The sequence below is a fragment of the Microbacterium sp. Se63.02b genome, from assembly GCF_014171575.1.
Taxonomy (GTDB): Bacteria; Actinomycetota; Actinomycetes; order Actinomycetales; family Microbacteriaceae; genus Microbacterium.
The window spans coordinates 98323-115406 of sequence record NZ_CP050453.1 but is presented as its reverse complement, the minus strand read 5'-3'; the positions used below and the strand labels follow the sequence as shown (position 1 = coordinate 115406).

The following is a 17084-nucleotide window of genomic DNA, read 5'->3' as shown; positions in this document are numbered from 1 at the left end:
GTTGTTCGATGAAGCTCCAGCTCCGGACGGGCGAGTGCTGCACACACCGTCGCCCGTCCGGCACCTCTCAACGGCTCTCGGCCGCTTCGGTGTGGTGGCGGATGACCTCAGCCACCACGAAGTTGAACCACTTCTCCGCGAACTCGGGGTCCAGATGCGCCTCCTCAGCGAGCGCCCTCAGCCGAGCCACCTGCTGCTCCTCGCGGTTCGGGTCGGACGCCGGCATCTCGTGCTCCGCCTTCAGATGCCCGACCTGTTGAGTCGCGCGGAAGCGCTCCGCCAGCATGAAGATCAGTGCGGCGTCGATGTTGTCGATGGTGGCGCGAAGTCGGAGCAGTTCGGCCTTCGGGTCCTCGGCGGCGGTCATGCCCCTACTCTAGAGCCGCAGAACGCCCGGAATCAGACCCGGTGCACCGCTATCGTGAGCACATGAGCAACGAAGAGACGTCGGCCCCCGCGCCCCTCGACGACGACGCTGCGGAGTCAGGCACCACGGAGACGACCGGGACGACGTCGTCCACTCCCTCGACCGTGGCCGCCGCCGCCACGCACCAGGTCGAGACCGAGCCCGCGACACCGAGCCGCTCCTTCTGGACCCGCATCGACCGTCCCTTCGTGGTCGGCTTCCTCCTGACGCTCGGAGGTCTCGCTGCCATCGTCATCGGCCTCGCGATCTCGAGCCTGTCGACGGTCCTGATCTACATCGCCCTCGCCCTGTTCGGTGCGCTGGGGCTCGACCCCGCCGTGCGGTTTCTGGAGCGCCGCGGCCTCTCCCGCGCGATCGCCGTCGTCATCACGATCCTCGCTCTGATCGTGGTGTTCGCGCTCGTGCTGTGGATGGTCATCCCCATCGTCATCGACCAGATCACCAGCTTCGTGAAGTCGGTTCCCGGCATGATCCAGGACTTCACGCGAACCGACCTCTACGCGGCTCTGGACGATCAGTTCGGCGACCAGTTCCAGGACCTCGTCGGCGAGGTGCAGAAGTTCCTCTCGGACTTCGGCAACCTCGCCACGATCGGCGGCGGCGCCCTCGCCGTCGGCGCCTCGATCGCCACCGGCATCTCCGGCGCGATCGTCGTCCTCGTGCTCACCCTGTACTTCCTGGCGACCCTCCCCGCCATGAAGCAGGGCCTGCTCCGCCTGGCTCCTGCGCGCGACCGGGCTCGCGCCGCCGACATCTCCGAGCAGATCACCGACTCGGTGGGCGGCTACGTGATGGGGATGGTGATCCTGGCGTTCTGCAATGCGACCCTCGCGCTCATCCTGTACACGGTCCTCCGGCTGCCGTTCCCTCCCCTCATGGCGACCATCGCGTTCTGCGTGACCTTGATCCCCCTCGTCGGCTCCGTGCTGTTCTGGATCATCGGCACCGGGCTCGCGCTGTTCACAGACCCGATCGCGGCCCTCATCTTCGCGGCGATCTACCTGGTGTACATGCAGGTCGAGGCGTACGTCCTCACCCCGCGCGTGATGAACCGCGCCGTGGCGGTCCCCGGCTCCCTCGTGGTGATCGGCGCCCTCGCCGGCGGCACTCTGCTCGGCCTCCTCGGCGCGCTCGTGGCCGTGCCCGTCACGGCATCGATCCTCATCATCATCAAGCAGGTGCTCGTCCCGAAGCAGGACGCACGGGTCTGACGCCGCCGACACGATTCCCAGAGACGATGTGCCTGTCTGCCCCATAAATGGGCCGACCGTGAATCACTGGAGGTAATTCTCTTGTCACCGCCCTCCGTGAGCAGATTGATTCCTCTATCCGCCTTGCCAGGGACTCCAGTCCCCGTGCTCGAGGCGCACGACAGAACACCCCTCCGGCGTGCTGCGGGCATCCCTCATCATCCAGCGGAACTCGACGTATTCCCCGAGGCATCACCGGTCTGCCCTCGACGTCGCCTGCGACTATCGAGCAAGTAGCCGCCTCCTGCGAAGAGAACCCAACCGACGATGATCGTGACCGCGGTGGGGAGCGCGGGTGCGTCCGTTAGACCATCCCAGACGTACGGACTCACGAACGCGACGACGATCGACAAAACGAAACCGACCGCGAAGAACATGCGGGAGAGGCTAGCACTTCGATTGCACGCACGGACACTCGATGCGATATTCCGTTGAGTCTTCTTGACCACTCGACACCACCCATCTGAAGCCACTGGCGCCCCGAGGCGGTCCGGCTTCAAGCCCTATCTGGACTAGACGCAACGAACATTGGTGAAGTTGCCGTCGAGTGTGTAGTTGTATCGGATTGACTGATTATGGGCCGCGCACGTGAGCTGTTCCATCTGCGGCCCAATCGCCCCGCCCAAACTGCCGAGGAGGAGAGCGCCGAACGGCCCGAGAAGTAGCCCGAGGGATCCGAGCAGAAGAGTGCTCCCGCCCGTAAGGAACGACCGCTGGTCAGCCGGTGAGAATTGAATGTACTGCCCGTTGTAGTCCGAGCCGACGCTGAGCGCCGCCACCATCAGATCGGAAGCACCGGAGGGGATCGGCGGAGTCTCAATTACCGTCAGGATGGAACCACGACCGAACTCATAGTCTTTCTCCACTCCATTCCCTGTGAGCCGAACGTCGACCGGCGTCACCCGCTCGTCGAGCGCGAGGAGCGCACTGGCGAGGGCCTGTTCGTTGGTCACACTTGCCTTGGGCTCCGCCAGGGCCTCTGGCTCCGCTGCCGCCGCTGCTGCGCCTGTTGCGAAGATGCCGCTCACGCTGAGCGCTCCAATCGCCAAGCTCGTCGTTACCTTCTTGATTCCTAGTGTCATTCGAATGCCCATGATGTCTCTCTGTCTTTTTTCTAACTCCCGCCTACCTTGTTTATCTATTATTTTAGATCTTCGAATCTAGAATTTCTGTCCCCATTTTGGGGGACACTAAGAGAGGGTGGGCTTCCGCTTGCTGCGTCGCGGCTGAACGAACGACTTCGCACCGCTGACGCCGCACCAAGAAGCGCCCGGTCCCTTGAGGGGCCGGGCGCTTCTGTCGAGGTGACGACTCAGAGGTCGTTGTCAGCCAGCCACTGCGTCGCGATGTCGGACGCCGACTTCTGGTCGACCGTGCTCTGCACGTTCAGGGCGACGAGCTCCTCGGCGGTCAGCTTTGCGCTGATCGCGTTGATCACGTCAGCGACCCCGTCGGCCACGTCGTCCGAGACGATCGGCACCACGTTCGAGGCCAGGATGATGTTCTCCGGGTCTTCGAGCGCCACGATGTCCTGCGTCTGGAACGCCGGGTCGGCCGAGTAGATGTCGGCGACCTGGATCTTGCCGGCGAGCAGCGACTCCAGCGTCGTCGGGCCGGTGGCCGAGAACGCCAGATCGACGCCGTAGACCTCCTTGGCCGCGGCAGGACCGTACGGACGCTGCTCGAACTCCGGCGCGGCGCCGATGGTCACGGGGGTGGTGACCTTGGAGAGGTCGCCGATCGACGTGAGACCGTTCTCGTCGGCGAAGCTCTTCAGCACCGTGTAGGTGTCCTGATCCGAAGCGTCGGCGTAGTCGAGCGCGGTGAGACCGTCGGGCAGCGCGTCCTGAAGGGCGGCGTAGACGTCGTCGGGGCTCGTGGCGGTGGCGTCCTTGTCGAGGTACTCGAGCAGGTTGCCCGTGTACTCCGGGAACACGTCGATCGCGCCGGACTCGACATCGGGCATGTACGCGTCGCGCTGTCCGATGTTGAACTGGCGGTCGACGTCGAAGTCGGCCGCCTCGAGCGCCTGAGCGTAGATCTCGGCGATGATCTCGTTCGAGTAGTACGCCTGCGAGCCGATCACGATCGTCTCGCTCTCACCGGAGCCTGCGTCGTCGGTGGGCGCGTCGAGCGGGTTGCTGCTCGCGCAGCCGGCGAGGACGAGCGCCGCGACGAGCGAGACGCCGCCGGCGAGGGCGAGTCGTGACTTACGTGCTGTGAACATGGGACTTCCTCTTCTCTGGGACAACGGTATGGATGCTGTGAGTCGGTGTCAGGCGGGGGCCGCGGCCGTGGCCTTGATGGCGGTGCGCGATCGACGCTTGCGCGGTGCGGCGCGCACACCGGCGGGGACGGCAGCGTGCTGGAGAAGCGCGAAGATCAGGTCGACGGCCAGCGCGAGGACGGCGACGAGGATCGCTCCGCCCAGCACCTGATCGAACTTGCGCAAGGGGATGCCCTGGATGATCGGCTGGCCGAGTCCGCCGAGGTTGACCCATGCGGCGATCGTGACCGTGGCGATCACCTGGAGGAGAGCGGATCGGATACCACCGACGAGCAGCGGCAGACCGAGCGGCACCTCGACCTTCCAGAACACCTGCCATTCGGTCATCCCCATGGATCGCGCCGAGTCGAGCACGCGCCGATCGATGGCCTCGAAGCCGGTGTAGGCGCCGGCGAGGAGCGAGGGGATCGCGAGCAGGACGAAGGTGATGATCGCGGCTTCGGGGATGCGGAGCACGCCGAGCAGCAGCACCAGAAGCACCAGGAGTCCGAACGACGGAATCGCGCGCGCCGCACCGGAGATCGCGACGGCGACCTCGCGCCCGCGCCCGGTGTGGCCGATGAGCCAACCGATCGGAACGGCGATGACCGCGGCGATCAGCACCGAGATCAGCGTGTAGTACATGTGCTGGCCGAACAGGATCGGCAGCGCGTAGGTCCCCTCCCACCGGTCGGGGGAGAAGAGCCAGGCGAGGGCGTCGGCGAACACGTTCATGCGGCCGCCCCCATGCTCACAGCGCGACGAGCGGCCGACGGAGTCTTCGTCGCGCGCGTCCACGGCATCAGTGCGCGACCCAGCAGCAGGAGCAGCAGGTCGATCACCAGTGCGATCACGACGACCGCGACGACACCGGCGAACACCTCGGCGAGGATGCGGCGCTGCAGGCCGTTCTCGAACAGGTAGCCGAGGTTGGTGACGCCCACCAGGATGCCGACGGTGGCGAGCGAGATCGTGCTGACGGCAGCCACACGGAGCCCCGCGAGGACCACGGGGCCGGCGAGCGGGAAGTCGACCGTCCAGAACCTCCGGAATCCGCCGTACCCCATCGCGGTGGCGGACTGTCTGATCGCGGGGTCGACCGAGTCCAGGCCGTCGGAGACCGCGCGCACCAGGATCGCGATCGCATAGATCGTCAGCCCGATGATGAGGTTGATGGGGCTGCGAGCCGGATAGCCCGCGACAGACGGCAGGAGGATCAGCAGCGCGAGCGAGGGGATCGTGTAGAGCAGCCCGGTGAGGACGATGACGGGGCCTTTCACCAGCTGGTAGCGCCAGGCGAGCCATCCGAGCGGCAGGGACAACACGAAGCCGAGCACGATCGCGATCGCGCTCTGCTGCAGGTGGATCGCGGTCAGCTCGAAGATGAGGCCGAGATTGTCGACGACCCAGTTCACGGAGCGCCCTTCGTCGCGCTCTCCTCGCTCAGGAGCGCGTCGGTCACGGCATCCGGCACGTCGATGATCGAACCCTGCGTGCGGCCCTCGGAGTCGACCACCACGGTTCCTCGTGGCGTCTGCTTGAGGTGCAGCGCCCGCTTGCCGCGGTCGGCGCCGATGAACGCGGCCACGAAGTCGTCTGCCGGGTTCTCGATGATCTCGCTCGGGCTCCCCACCTGCACGATGCGCGCGCCCTTGTCGAGGATGACGACCTGGTCGCCGAGCAGGAAGGCCTCGTCGATGTCGTGCGTGACGAACACGACCGTCTTGTCGAGCTCGTGCTGGAGTCGGATGGTCTCCTGCTGCAGGTCGGCCCGGACGATGGGGTCCACCGCGCCGAAAGGCTCGTCCATGAGCAGGATGTTCGGGTCGGCGGCGAGCCCGCGGGCCACGCCCCACGCTGCTGCTGACCTCCGGAGAGTTGGCTCGGGTAGCGCTCGGCGAGCGCCTGGTCGAGGCCGACCGTGTCGAGCAGTTCCCGCGCACGCTTGTGCGCCGCGGCCCTCTTCACACCGGTGAGCCGCAGCACGGTCGCCACGTTGTCGATGACCGTGAAGTGCGGCATGAGCCCGGAGTTCTGCATCACGTAGCCGATACGCCGACGCAAGGTCACCGGGTCGCCGTGCAGCACGCTCTCGCCGTCGATCTCGACGTCGCCGGAGGTCGGCTCGACCATGCGGTTGATCATCCGCAGCAGGGTGGTCTTGCCGCAGCCGGACGAACCGACGAAGACGGTGGTCTTGCGGGACGGCAGCACCAGGCTGAAGTCGTCGACGGCGAGCGCGCCGCCGGGGAACCGCTTCGTGACGTTGCGGAACTCGATCATGGGCTGTTCTCCAGTCGGTCGATCGATGCGAGGGCGGGCGAAGCTTGGCTCTTCAGATGACTACGGGCCGACCTCGACGCGCGGGTCGAAGGCCACGTACCCCGAGAAGTCCTTGCCCACGCGGTCGAAAGCCGAGGGATACGGGTGCGGATACGACCAGGCGTAGTCGGTGTGGAGCTCGCCCTCGGTCTGCACCGAGTAGTACTGAGCGGCGCCCTTCCACGGGCAGGTGTACGGGGTGGGGCTCTCCACGAGCACGCCGGGGGTGACGGATGCGGGTGGGAAGTACCAGTTCCCCTCGATGCGGGCGAGATCGCTCTCGTCGGCCTCGGCGATGACGGTTCCTGCGAGTACAGCCTTCATGGTCCTGCCTCCTCGGATGTGGGTTCGAGCGTATAAGACGGCGGCGACATCGGGCTGGCGGGTTGCGCGCGGGCCGTCAATATGAGAAACAATCCGGGATCTGTTCGGCCTGGTCCCGAAAACGGATTGCCCGCCGGCTCAGGCGGAGTCGCGACCGTAGCCCTCGAGGAGCCTCAGCCAGACCTCGCTCACGGTCGGGTACGACGGCACCGCGTGCCAGAGACGGGCGATGGGGACCTCCCCCACGATCGCGGTGGTCGCGGCGTGCACGAGCTCCGCCACCTCGGGACCGACGAACGTCGCGCCGACCACGACGTCGCGGTCGGTGTCGATCACGAGCCGCGCCTGACCTTCGAATCCGTCTTCGTACAGACTGGCGCCGGCCACCCAGCCCAGGTCGTAGTCGACGACCTTCACGGTCTTGCCCGCCTCGCGCGCCGCGGCCGCGGTGAGACCGACCGAGGCCACCTCGGGGATCGAGAACGTGACCTGCGGGACGGCGGAGGCATCGGCGGTCGCGACATGGCGCCCCCACGGAGCGTCATCGACGTCGTCGCCGTTCGCGCGCGACGATCACGTCGCCGGCGGCGCGGGCCTGGTACTTGCCCTGGTGCGTGAGCAGCACGCGCCCGTTGACGTCGCCGACCGCATACAGCCAGTCGGAGCCGGGCACCCGGAGCGTGTCGTCCACCTCGATCCATCGCCCGGGCTCGAGTCCCGCGATCTCCAGGCCGATGTCGCCGCTGCGCGGGGAGCGGCCGGTCGCGGCGAGCACCTCGGCGGCCGTGATCTCCGCGCCGTCGTCGAGCGTGATCGTGACGCCGTCGTCTCCGCGGCGGACGGCCGTCGTGCCGGTACCCGTGCGCACGTCGACGCCGAGCTCCTTCAGTCCTGCGGCCACGCGCTCGCCCGCGAACCGCTCCATGCCGCCGAGCAGGCCGCTGCGTGCGATCACGGTCACGTGCGAACCCAGGGCTGCATACGCGGTCGCCATCTCGACCGCGACCACGCCGCCGCCGATCACGGCGAGACTCTCCGGCAGCTCCTCTGCGCTGGTCGCCTCGCGGCTCGTCCATGGCGCGGCTTCGCGCAGACCGTCGATCGGCGGGATGACGGCATCCGATCCGGTGCTGACGGCGACCGCGTGACGCGCGCGCAGCACGCGCTCTGCGCCGTCGGCATCCGTCACGGTCACCTCGCGCTCGCCCGTGAGCCGGCCGTGCCCGCGGGCGAGGTCGATGCCGGCCGAGTCGAGCCACTTCACCTGTCCGTCGTCGGACCAGTTGCTGGTGAACGAATCACGGCGGTCGAAGACGGCGCGCACGTCGAGCTTCCCGGTCACCGCCTGCGACGCCCCGCCGACGTGCTGCGCGGCACGGAGCGCCTGCGCGGAGCGGAGCAGCGCCTTCGACGGCATGCACGCCCAATAGGAGCACTCACCGCCGACGAGCTCGCTCTCCACGATGATCGCGGTGAGTCCGCCCTGCACGGCGCGGTCGGCGACGTTCTCGCCGACGGGTCCTCCGCCCAACACGATCAGGTCGTATTCGTCGGTCTTGTCCGCAGCAGTCATGCGTCGCACCTCTCGTCGCCGGAACCGTCGCCGGGCTCCGTCGCCCAGTCTCGCTCAAGAGCAACACCGAGTCACGGGTGAGTTGTTCCCGTCGGCGTGGCGTGCGCGTCGGAGCGACCGGGTGCCGGGCCGATGGTGCCGATGGGACAGACGGGGTCGGCGGGTTCACTTGTCGGACCGGAGCGGAGCGAACGGCGTGGCGAGCGCGTCAGGCGGCGACGGGTTGCCGCACCGGACGGCTGTCGGCGAAGGCGCGCGGGTAGGCGCGACGCAGGGCGACGACGACGAGGGTGGCGGCGGTCACCTTGATCAGGTCTCCGGGGAGGAAGGCCAGGCTCGACAGCGCGGTGAGGTCGAGCGGGACGCCGGTGACGAGCGCCTGCACCGGGATGCCGAACGCGTACACGACGAGCACCCCGCCGACGAGGGCGGCCACGGCGGCACGCCACCAGGTGAAGCGCCCGGTACGCAGGATGAGTCCGATCACCACGACGCCGACGATCCAGCCGATCATGTAGCCAACGGTCGGTCCGACGAAGACGCCCAGGCCGCCGCGGCCACCGGCCAGGACGGGGAGTCCGACCGCGGCGAGCGCCAGCACGACGGCGATCGACCACGGTGCGACGCGCGGCCCGAGCACGAGGCCGGCGAGCATGACACCGAGTGTCTGCCCCGTGATCGGCACCCCGCCCGGAAGCGGGACCACGACCGTGCCGAGCACGATGATGAGGGCGGCGAACACGGCCACCCGGCCGAGAGTAGCGCTGGTGTCACGGGGGGAGTCGGTCATCGCCCATCCTTCCTGAACGGTGTTCACCTGAACATCGTTCATCAGAGTACGGATGCGGTGAGTCCAGCGCAAATCACGGCGTCGCTGTCAGTCGCGCCCGCGGGTTTCTTCGAAGCCGGACGCCGCGACACGGACACGGGGCGCGAGGACGGCGGCGGCGAGGGCGACGACGGCCGCCAGGGCGAACACACCGAGGAACGGATCGGCGGCGGCAAGCGCGGTGAACAGCGTCCCGGTGACCGCGAGGGCCAACGCGCTGCCGAACGAGTCGGCGACGGTCATGGCACCGCTGTTGAACCCCTGATCCTCCGCAGGAGACAGTGCGAGCGTGAGCGCGCTCGTGCGCGGACTCATCAGCCCCATTCCCGCCCCCGCGACCACCCACGCCGCAGCCGCCATCACGGCGCCCCAGCCGAAACCTGCGGTCGCGACCGTGAGCACGATGCCGACCAGCACCAGGACCGTGCCCACCTGCACCGCCGTCACGCTGGAGAGCCGAGCACCCATCCGCCCCTGGATGGTCGCGGCGGCCGACCAGGCGAGCGCGCCACCGGTGAGGGCGAGGCCCGCGAGCGTCGGCGAGAGTTCATAGCGGTCGGTGAGCAGGTACGGCAGGTAGACCTGCGCCCCGAAGAACGCGGCCGCCGTCACGCCGCGGACCAGGATCACGGAGGGAAGACCCCGACGCGCACGGAACGTCCCTCGCGGGACCAAGGGCCGCACGGCGATCAGCGCGACCACGATGGCGAGGAGGGCGAGCACCGGACCGACACCCGGGATGTCGCCGACCAGGTTCAATCCGAGCACGGCGACCGCCGCCAGCACCGACCACCCGAGTCGGCCGAACGCCCACGGCGTCGTCGCGTCACCGTCGTTCGCGAGGCCGCGGAGCGCGGGGATCACCATCAGCAACGCGACGAGCACGAGGATGACCACGCCGAGGAACACCCAGTGCCAGCTCCAAAGCTCGGTCACGGCTCCCGCGACCGTCGGACCGATCAGCGAAGGGATGACCCAGGCCGCAGCGAAGCCCGCGAAGATCGCCGGGTGGAGCTCCTGCGGGTAGACACGGGCGACAACGACGTACAGCGCCACCATGAGTCCGCCGCTGCCGAGGCCCTGAGCGAACCGTCCGGCCACCAGGACCTCCATGTTCGGCGCGAGACCGGCGATGAGCAGACCGACGATGAACAGGGCGACCGCGGTGTACAGCGGCGCGACAGGTCCTCGGCGGTCGGCCCAGTTCCCCGCGATCACCATGCCGATCACGCCGGTCGCCAGAGGTCCGGCGAATGCCAGAGCGTAGAGCCGCTCGCCGCCGAGGTCGGCGCTCACGGTCGGCATCACCGTGGTGACGGCCAGGGACTCGAATGCCCCGAGGAACACGAGGGCGCATGCGCCGATGGTGATCCAGAGGTAGTCGCTGCTCGTGATGCGCGGCGAGGCCGCACCCGGCGTCGACACCTGCTCGGTCTCCGAAGTCATGAAGACGACGCTAGAACCTCAAGTGAGGTTGAGGTCAAGCGCTGTTTCGGGCTGCGCTCAGCGCACGGGCAGGAAGTGGGTCGGCGTCGGGACCTGCGCCTCGTGACGGATGCCGAGGGCGCGCCGGTGCGTTCATCGAGGTCGAGCAGCGTGATCGTGTCGGAGCGCTGCCCCGCGACGAGCATCTTGCCCTCGTGCACCAGGTGGTGACGCGGCCAGTCCACACCGGAGTCGGCGAGCGCCACGGATTCCAGGGCCTCCCCGCCGTCGCGCACGCGCAGTGCCGCGATCGTGTTGCTGCCGCGCAGGGCCGTGTAGAGGAACTGTCCGTCGCGTGTGCGGGCGAGCTCGGCGGGGAAGTCGGTGCCGACCTGGGCGATCGGGCTCGACAGGGTGGACGACACGACACTCCCAGGTGCGATCCGCTGCCTCGGCGAGGGTGAACACCTCGCACGAGTACTCGGTGACCACGTGCAGGTGGCCGCTGGGGTGCAGCACCATGTGGCGCGGCCCGGTGCCGAGGGGAGCACGACCTCGTGGTCGAGCACGAGCCCGCTGCCGCCCTGACGCCAGAAGCGCACGAGGTCGAACCCGAGGTCGGTCGTGGCGATGCGTCCATCGCGCAGGAACACCGCGGCGTGCGCGTGCGAGGCCCGTTCGCCACCCGCCGCATACGGGTCGATCGCGGCGATGCCGTCTCCCGGAGGAGTCGGCGCAGGGGCGTCGGGGTCCACGTCGTCACCGAACAGTGCCGCACGGAGGGCCGCCGCCGCATCCGGCTTCGCGGGCAGGATGCGGCCCTCTGCGTCGAGGTCGAACCGCACGACACGGCCGTCTCCGTAGCAGCTGGCCACGAGGGCGGAGCCGTTCGGGGCGACCGCGATGTGGCAGACGAACTGACCGACCGGGACCGGGGCACCCAGCGGTGCGAGCATCGACTCCCCCGTGCGGACGAACGCCTGCACGGCCGCGTCGCCCTCGAGGGCCGCGTAGACGATGTCGAGGGACGGATGCGGAGCCAACCACGACGGCGACGGCGCCTCGACAGCCGCGCCACGGTAGGCGAGCGTCGTGGCCTCGCGGCCCTCATCTCCCGCGAGCAGACCGATGCCGTCGGCCGAGCCGTCCATGCCGGGGCCGTAGCCGCCGAGCCAGAATCGCGTCATGGAATGCCGCGTCAGTCGAGCAGGTCGTGACGGACGATGACCTGGTCGCGCTCTGGCCCGACGCCGATCACCGAGATGCGCGTGTTGCTCATCTTCTCGAGCGCCAGCACGTAGTCCTGCGCGTTCTGCGGCAGATCTTCGAAGGTGCGCGCCACCGAGATGTCTTCGCTCCAGCCGGGGAAGTACTCCAGGATCGGCTTCGCGTGGTGGAAGTCGGTCTGGTTGACGGGCACCTCGTCGAACCGCTCACCGTCGACGTCGTAGGCGACGCACACCGGGATCTGCTCGAGGCCCGTGAGGATGTCGAGCTTCGTGAGCACGAGGTCGGTGATGCCGTTGATGCGTGTGGCGTAGCGCGTGATGGGCGCGTCGTACCAGCCCACCCGGCGCGGACGGCCGGTCGTGGTGCCGAACTCGAAGCCCTGCTTGCGAAGCCACTCGCCCTGCTCGTCGAAGAGCTCGGTCGGGAACGGACCGGAGCCGACGCGCGTCGTGTACGCCTTGACGATGCCGACGATGCGGTCCAGCGCGCCAGGACCGACGCCGGCGCCCGTCGATGCCCCGCCGGCGGTCGCCGACGAGGAGGTCACGAAGGGGTAGGTGCCGTGGTCGATGTCGAGCATCGTGGCCTGGCCGCCCTCGAACACCACGACCTCGCCGCGATCCAGCGCCTGGGCGATCAGGTACCCCGTGTCGGCGACCATCGGCCGCAGCCGCTCGGCGTACGACAGCAGGTCTTCGACGACCTCGTCCGCCGTGATCGCGCGGCGGTTGAAGATCTTCACCAGCAGGTGGTTCTTCTGGTCGAGGGCGCCCTCGACCTTCTGGCGCAGGATGTTCTCGTCGAACAGGTCCTGCACGCGGATGCCGACGCGGTTGATCTTGTCGGCGTATGCCGGGCCGATGCCGCGACCGGTGGTGCCGATCATGCGCTTGCCGAGGAAGCGCTCGGTGACCTTGTCGAGCGTGCGGTGGTACTGCGTGATGATGTGGGCGTTGGCGCTCACCTTGAGCCGCGAGATGTCGATCCCCCGCGCCGCGAGCGCCTCGAGCTCGAAGAAGAGGACCTCGAGGTCGACCACGACACCGTTGCCGATCACGGGCGTCACGCCCGGGGAGAGGATGCCGGAGGGCAGCAGGTGCAGCGCATACTTCTCGTCGCCGACGACCACGGTGTGTCCGGCGTTGTTGCCGCCGTTGAACTTCACCACCCAGTCGGTGCGCTCACCGAGAAGATCGGTGGCCTTGCCCTTTCCTTCGTCGCCCCACTGCACGCCGACGATAACGATTCCTGGCATGGGTAACCCCCTGGCTTTCGCCGGGTTCGCACCGGCCGATGAGCTGGCCCTCTTCGGGCGGTCCCATCCTATCGAAGCTGGTCGCGCACACTTTTCGGGCATCCGGGGTCGTCATCGCCCATTCCATCCGTCGCGCAGAGCAACGTCCGTGCGCGCCTCGGCGGCGGCGCGAACGAAGCGGTCGATGCCCTCCGGATGCGCATCACCGACGTTCAGCAGCACATGGAATGGAATCGGCGCCTGGGCGTAGATCTCGGGGCTGTCTACGCCCTCGGACCAGGATTCACCGGCGGAGTGCAGGTGCGCAGGAACGCTTCGAGGTCGAGCGGGTCGTCGACCAGCACCTCCGTCGAGCGTCATCGATGCCCCTCGGCGGCGCGCTTCCGCGCGTTCGCCTCGATCTCCCGCATCCGCGCATAGTGCGCCTCGATACGCAGGGCCTGCGGCGATCCGGGAGCGGGATAGCGCAGAGACTCCGGCATGACCTCGGCTGCCTTTCCGCAACGCTCGTCGGTGGTGGGGTCGATCACTCCCCGGAAGGCGGCGGGGATCCAGGGGTCTCCGCTCAGCGCGCGCAGCTCATCCACCTCCGCCGGGTGCTTCGTCCAGCGATGCAGAGTCCCCAGTGAGGTGGCCGCCATACGTGTGGGGTCGAGATGCGGGGCGACGAGCTCGGCGTACTCCGGGCCGAACCAGGTCAGCCACTGCGGCTCGGTCGGCAATCCGCTCCACGGGTCGTCGCGCTTGACCGCCATGAAGCGCTGAGCCGTGGCGTATCGGCTCGTGTTCACCTCGGCGAAAGCGAAGAAGGAGCCGGTCCGCTCCGCGAGCGCGACGAAGAACGGTTCGATGGCGTCCAGCGCTTTGAGCTTCACGAGCCGATCGAACTCGAACTTCAGCCTGACCGACTGCGTTCGCTGGCGCAGGTCGTTCGTCCAACCGTCGATGGTGCCATGCTCGATCGGCTTGCCCGCGAGGATGAGGTCGCCGATGAAGCAGTCGTCGCGGTACATCGCATCGAACTTCGCGTCATCGTCGCGGGGGAACCGCCCCTGGAACGGTTCGTACGTGCCGAATCTCGACGGCACTCCCGGTGGGAAGAACTCACGAGCGGTGCGGAGGTAGATCTCGGCGAGATCCTTGTCGTTCACGTCATCGAGCAGACGGAACCAGCGCAGATGCAGGAAGCGGGGCCGCTCCGGCTCGGGTTCCGGCGCGGGGTCGGGCTCTGGCTCCGGCGCGGGCGGTTCGTCGTCCTGAGGGTCGATCACCGTACCGTCGACGCGCTCCGCCAGCCGGGCCGCGAACGCCGTCGCCGCCGCCAGGTTCGGACCGTCGACGCTGAAGGAGAACCCTCCGGCACCCGACTGCACGTCGTACGGCACATGGATGCTGTACAGCACCGTCGCATCCGCGACCTCGGTCCATCCCTCCGGAATATCCTCCGGCTCCAGCTGATCGGGGCCGTCGAGTTCGAACGCGATCGCGCGGCCCCGCTTGTGCATGATCGACGAGATCGTCTGCGACCTGCGATCCACCGTGGCCTTGAGGCCCCGCACCGACGAGACGACCTTCGCCAGTTCCCTCGCCGTCAGCGAGACCTTTCCGTACACCTCGAGGTCATACGACATCGACCACTCCCCCTCCGAATCGTCTGTCCTCATCCTGCCCGACGGAACCGACACGACCGCCGGCCCCTGAGCATGGTGTCCGAAAACGAGCGACGTGTGTCGGGTCGGCGGCTCGCCCGATGTCCGCGGCCCCTGTCAGGATCGAAGGATGGCAGAAGCCGCATCCGGCGATCCCGGGATCCGCACGAGCACCACCGACTCCACCAGCACCGGCGCGCCCAAAGGCAGGGGGCGCTCGTGCTCGTCGCCGCCCTGGTCACGGTGGTGCTGTGGGCCTCCGCGTTCATCGGCATCCGCGGCGCCGGCCCGCACTACGACCCCGGCGCTCTGGCACTGCTGCGCATGGCCGTCGGCACAGTCGTGCTGACGATCATCGCCGTGCGCCACGGCATCCGCATTCCGGAACGCCGCCACTGGCTGCTCATCGCGGTCTGGGGCGTCGGCTGGTTCTGCGTCTACAACCTCGCCCTGAACAGCGCGGAGCTCACGCTCGACGCCGGCACCGCGGCCATGGTCGTGAACCTCGCCCCGCTCATGGTCGTGGTCTTCAGCGGGCTGTTCCTGCGCGAGGGCTTCCCGAAGCCGCTCGTGATCGGTGCGCCCATCGCCTTCCTGGGTGTCGTGCTGATCGGCATGAACTCCTCCACGAGCGCCGGACCCGACATCACCGGCCTGCTGCTCGCGCTCCTCGCCGCCGTCATGTACGCCGGATGCACGCTCGTGCAGAAGCGGCTTCTCACCTCGGGCGTCGACCCGACCACTCTCACCTGGCTGGGTGCGGGTGTCGGCACCGTCGCCCTGCTGCCCTGGATCGGCAACCTCATAGGCGCGCTGCAGACGGCACCGCTGGATGCGACGCTGTGGGTCGTCTACCTCGGCATCTTCCCGACTGCGATCGCCTTCACGACCTGGGCCTACGTCTTGCAGCGCAGCACCGCGGGGCAGACCTCGGCGACCACGTACGTCGTCCCCGCAATCGCGATCCTGATGTCGTGGGCGATCCTCGGCGAGGTGCCGACCCCGCTGATGTTCCTGGGCGGCGCGCTCTGTCTGCTCGGTGTGCTCATCACCCGGCTGCGCTGGGGCGCCGAACCTGACCCCACGGCCCGACGCGCCTGAGCTACAGCTCAACGTCCGGTGATGATGCCCCGCGCGATGCCGAGTTCGGCGAGCCTGCTCGCGGCCAACGTGCGCTTGAGCTCGAGCGACTCCCCGATCTCGGCGGCCAGTCGAGGGCGCGTGCGGATCAAGGTGTCGATCGTGGCCAGCGGCAGCACCACCACGGTGAGGATCTCGCCGGCCACGGTCACCGCCTGCGTGCGCTCCCGGGTGAGGGCGGTCTGCCCGATGAGATCGCCCTTCTCCGCACTCGCGAAGTCGACCCGTCCGTCATGGACGTCGAGCGCGAGCACCGCGCGACCGGACAGCACCACACGTACCTCGTCGGGCACCACGCCGCTGGGCAGCACGATCTCGCCGACGCCGTACCGTTCCAGTCTCGCCGCCGGGAGGATCTCCTCGAAGTCCTCTTCGCGCAGGTGCAGTGTCGGCGCGATCTCGTGCATGGCCTCGACCAGCCGCTGCGGCTCGGCCAGCGGGTCGGTGGAGTCGCCGTCGAGTGCGAAGCCGCGGCGGCGCGCGGCGTACCAGAGCCACGAGAGATACATCGAGAGCGCGCGCGATGCGTCTGCCGGACCCGCCACCGGTATCGACACCGCGTACGCGCCTGCGCCCGAGTAGTCGACACTCGCCCGTTCGCGTTGCAGCCGCATCGGGAGCGAGTCCGCCACCTCGATCAGGAGCGCGATGACCTCGTGCGGCGGGTCGTCGGTCGAGAACTTCACGGCTGTCTCAGCGGAGTACGGCCCCTCGGGTTCGCTCAAGTTCGTGAACGAGGCCCCGGACAGCGAGGAGTTCGGCACGATCTGGATGCCCGCCCCGGTGTCGATGTGCACAGCGCGCCAGTTCACCTCGACGACACGGCCCTTCACTCCGGCGGCATCGAGCCAGTCGCCGATCTTGAACGGTTGCTCGAACAACAGCAGCAGACCCGAGATCACCCCGCCCACCGCGTTCTGCAGAGCGAGGCCGATCACGATCGACCCGACGCCGAGCGCCGTGAAGAGCCCGCCGACGTCGGCGTCCCACACCCACGAGAACAACAGTGCGAGACCGACGCCCACCAGGACGAGCCGTCCGATCTCCACGAAGATCGAGGGGATGCGCTCTCGCCACGAACCCGGCTTCGCGTTGGCGAACAGCGCGACGTTGAAGGCGGAGAGCACGAGCAGGATCACCAGGAACCCGAACACCGTGGCCACGACGCGTGTCCACACCTGATCCGCGGGCGACTGGATCGCGAACACCAGGAGCGCGAACAGGGCCCCCACCGGGATCACCCAGTTGCGCAGCATCCGCAGCGGCTTCGCGACCGGGTTGCCCCGCCGGGTCAGCGCCCCGATCAGCTCGGTGAGCACGACGAGGAGGGCCGGGACGCCGACCGCGAGGCCGATGATCCACCACCCCCATCCGCCCGCGAACACGTCGCCCAT

Annotated in this window: 14 protein-coding genes and 2 pseudogenes; 2 read left to right on the top strand and 14 right to left on the bottom strand. The window is 68.4% G+C overall.

Translation table 11 applies throughout. From position 1 onward, the window contains the following. Positions 1 to 67: 67 nt before the first annotated feature. Positions 68 to 367 carry a chorismate mutase gene (locus G4G29_RS00570; protein ID WP_021200128.1) on the bottom strand — a complete coding sequence of 100 codons (300 nt, stop codon included), beginning with the start codon at positions 365 to 367 and terminating at the stop codon, positions 68 to 70. A 62-nt stretch (positions 368 to 429) separates the two neighbouring features. On the opposite strand from G4G29_RS00570, the gene G4G29_RS00565 reads away from it, so the two are divergent. Beyond that, positions 430 to 1638, top strand: coding sequence for an AI-2E family transporter (locus G4G29_RS00565; RefSeq protein ID WP_183151464.1), 1209 nt, complete (start codon positions 430 to 432; stop codon positions 1636 to 1638). Between the two features lie 551 nt (positions 1639 to 2189). Here the strand turns inward: G4G29_RS00565 and G4G29_RS00560 are convergent. The 12 genes and pseudogenes from G4G29_RS00560 to G4G29_RS00500 all read right to left on the bottom strand — a co-directional run bounded on the left by G4G29_RS00560 (position 2190) and on the right by G4G29_RS00500 (position 14532). After that, a complete protein-coding gene (locus tag G4G29_RS00560; RefSeq protein WP_210274217.1) occupies positions 2190 to 2705 on the bottom strand; it encodes a hypothetical protein in 516 nt (171 codons plus the stop codon). Between the two features lie 284 nt (positions 2706 to 2989). Then, entirely contained in the window at positions 2990 to 3904 is a 915-nt protein-coding gene (locus tag G4G29_RS00555; RefSeq protein ID WP_183151462.1) for an ABC transporter substrate-binding protein, read from the bottom strand. A 48-nt stretch (positions 3905 to 3952) separates the two neighbouring features. Continuing rightward, positions 3953 to 4678: an ABC transporter permease gene (locus G4G29_RS00550; RefSeq protein ID WP_183151461.1), complete on the bottom strand. Its 726-nt coding sequence runs from the start codon at positions 4676 to 4678 to the stop codon at positions 3953 to 3955. Continuing rightward, entirely contained in the window at positions 4675 to 5358 is a 684-nt protein-coding gene (locus G4G29_RS00545) for an ABC transporter permease subunit (RefSeq protein ID WP_183151460.1), read from the bottom strand. The genes G4G29_RS00550 and G4G29_RS00545 overlap by 4 nt, the downstream gene beginning before the upstream one ends. Further along, positions 5355 to 6226: pseudogene (locus G4G29_RS00540) on the bottom strand (ATP-binding cassette domain-containing protein). The gene G4G29_RS00545 and the pseudogene G4G29_RS00540 overlap by 4 nt, the downstream one beginning before the upstream one ends. 60 nt (positions 6227 to 6286) lie before the next feature. Beyond that, on the bottom strand, positions 6287 to 6589 hold the full coding sequence (locus G4G29_RS00535; protein ID WP_183151459.1) for a DUF427 domain-containing protein: 303 nt from the start codon (positions 6587 to 6589) through the stop codon (positions 6287 to 6289). Between the two features lie 138 nt (positions 6590 to 6727). Then, a pseudogene (locus G4G29_RS00530) lies at positions 6728 to 8162 on the bottom strand (NAD(P)/FAD-dependent oxidoreductase). Between the two features lie 208 nt (positions 8163 to 8370). Next, positions 8371 to 8952 (bottom strand): biotin transporter BioY, encoded by a 582-nt coding sequence (locus G4G29_RS00525; RefSeq protein ID WP_183151458.1) that lies wholly within the window; start codon positions 8950 to 8952, stop codon positions 8371 to 8373. 87 nt (positions 8953 to 9039) lie between these two features. Continuing rightward, a complete protein-coding gene (locus G4G29_RS00520) occupies positions 9040 to 10437 on the bottom strand; it encodes an MFS transporter (RefSeq protein WP_183151457.1) in 1398 nt (465 codons plus the stop codon). Beyond that, on the bottom strand, positions 10434 to 11603 hold the full coding sequence (locus G4G29_RS00515) for a beta-propeller fold lactonase family protein (RefSeq protein ID WP_244632283.1): 1170 nt from the start codon (positions 11601 to 11603) through the stop codon (positions 10434 to 10436). Before G4G29_RS00515 ends, G4G29_RS00520 begins: the two co-directional genes overlap by 4 nt. A gap of 11 nt (positions 11604 to 11614) precedes the next feature. Then, on the bottom strand, positions 11615 to 12901 hold the full coding sequence (locus G4G29_RS00510) for an adenylosuccinate synthase (protein WP_183151456.1): 1287 nt from the start codon (positions 12899 to 12901) through the stop codon (positions 11615 to 11617). Positions 12902 to 13257: 356 nt separating this feature from the next. Beyond that, the gene (locus tag G4G29_RS00500; protein WP_183151454.1) at positions 13258 to 14532 is read right to left on the bottom strand and encodes a hypothetical protein; all 1275 of its coding nucleotides are present in this window, start codon (positions 14530 to 14532) and stop codon (positions 13258 to 13260) included. A 237-nt stretch (positions 14533 to 14769) separates the two neighbouring features. On the opposite strand from G4G29_RS00500, the gene G4G29_RS00495 reads away from it, so the two are divergent. Then, entirely contained in the window at positions 14770 to 15651 is an 882-nt protein-coding gene (locus G4G29_RS00495; RefSeq protein WP_244632282.1) for a DMT family transporter, read from the top strand. Between the two features lie 8 nt (positions 15652 to 15659). On the opposite strand, the gene G4G29_RS00490 is transcribed toward G4G29_RS00495, so the two are convergent. Beyond that, the gene (locus G4G29_RS00490) at positions 15660 to 17084 is read right to left on the bottom strand and encodes a mechanosensitive ion channel domain-containing protein (RefSeq protein WP_183151453.1); all 1425 of its coding nucleotides are present in this window, start codon (positions 17082 to 17084) and stop codon (positions 15660 to 15662) included.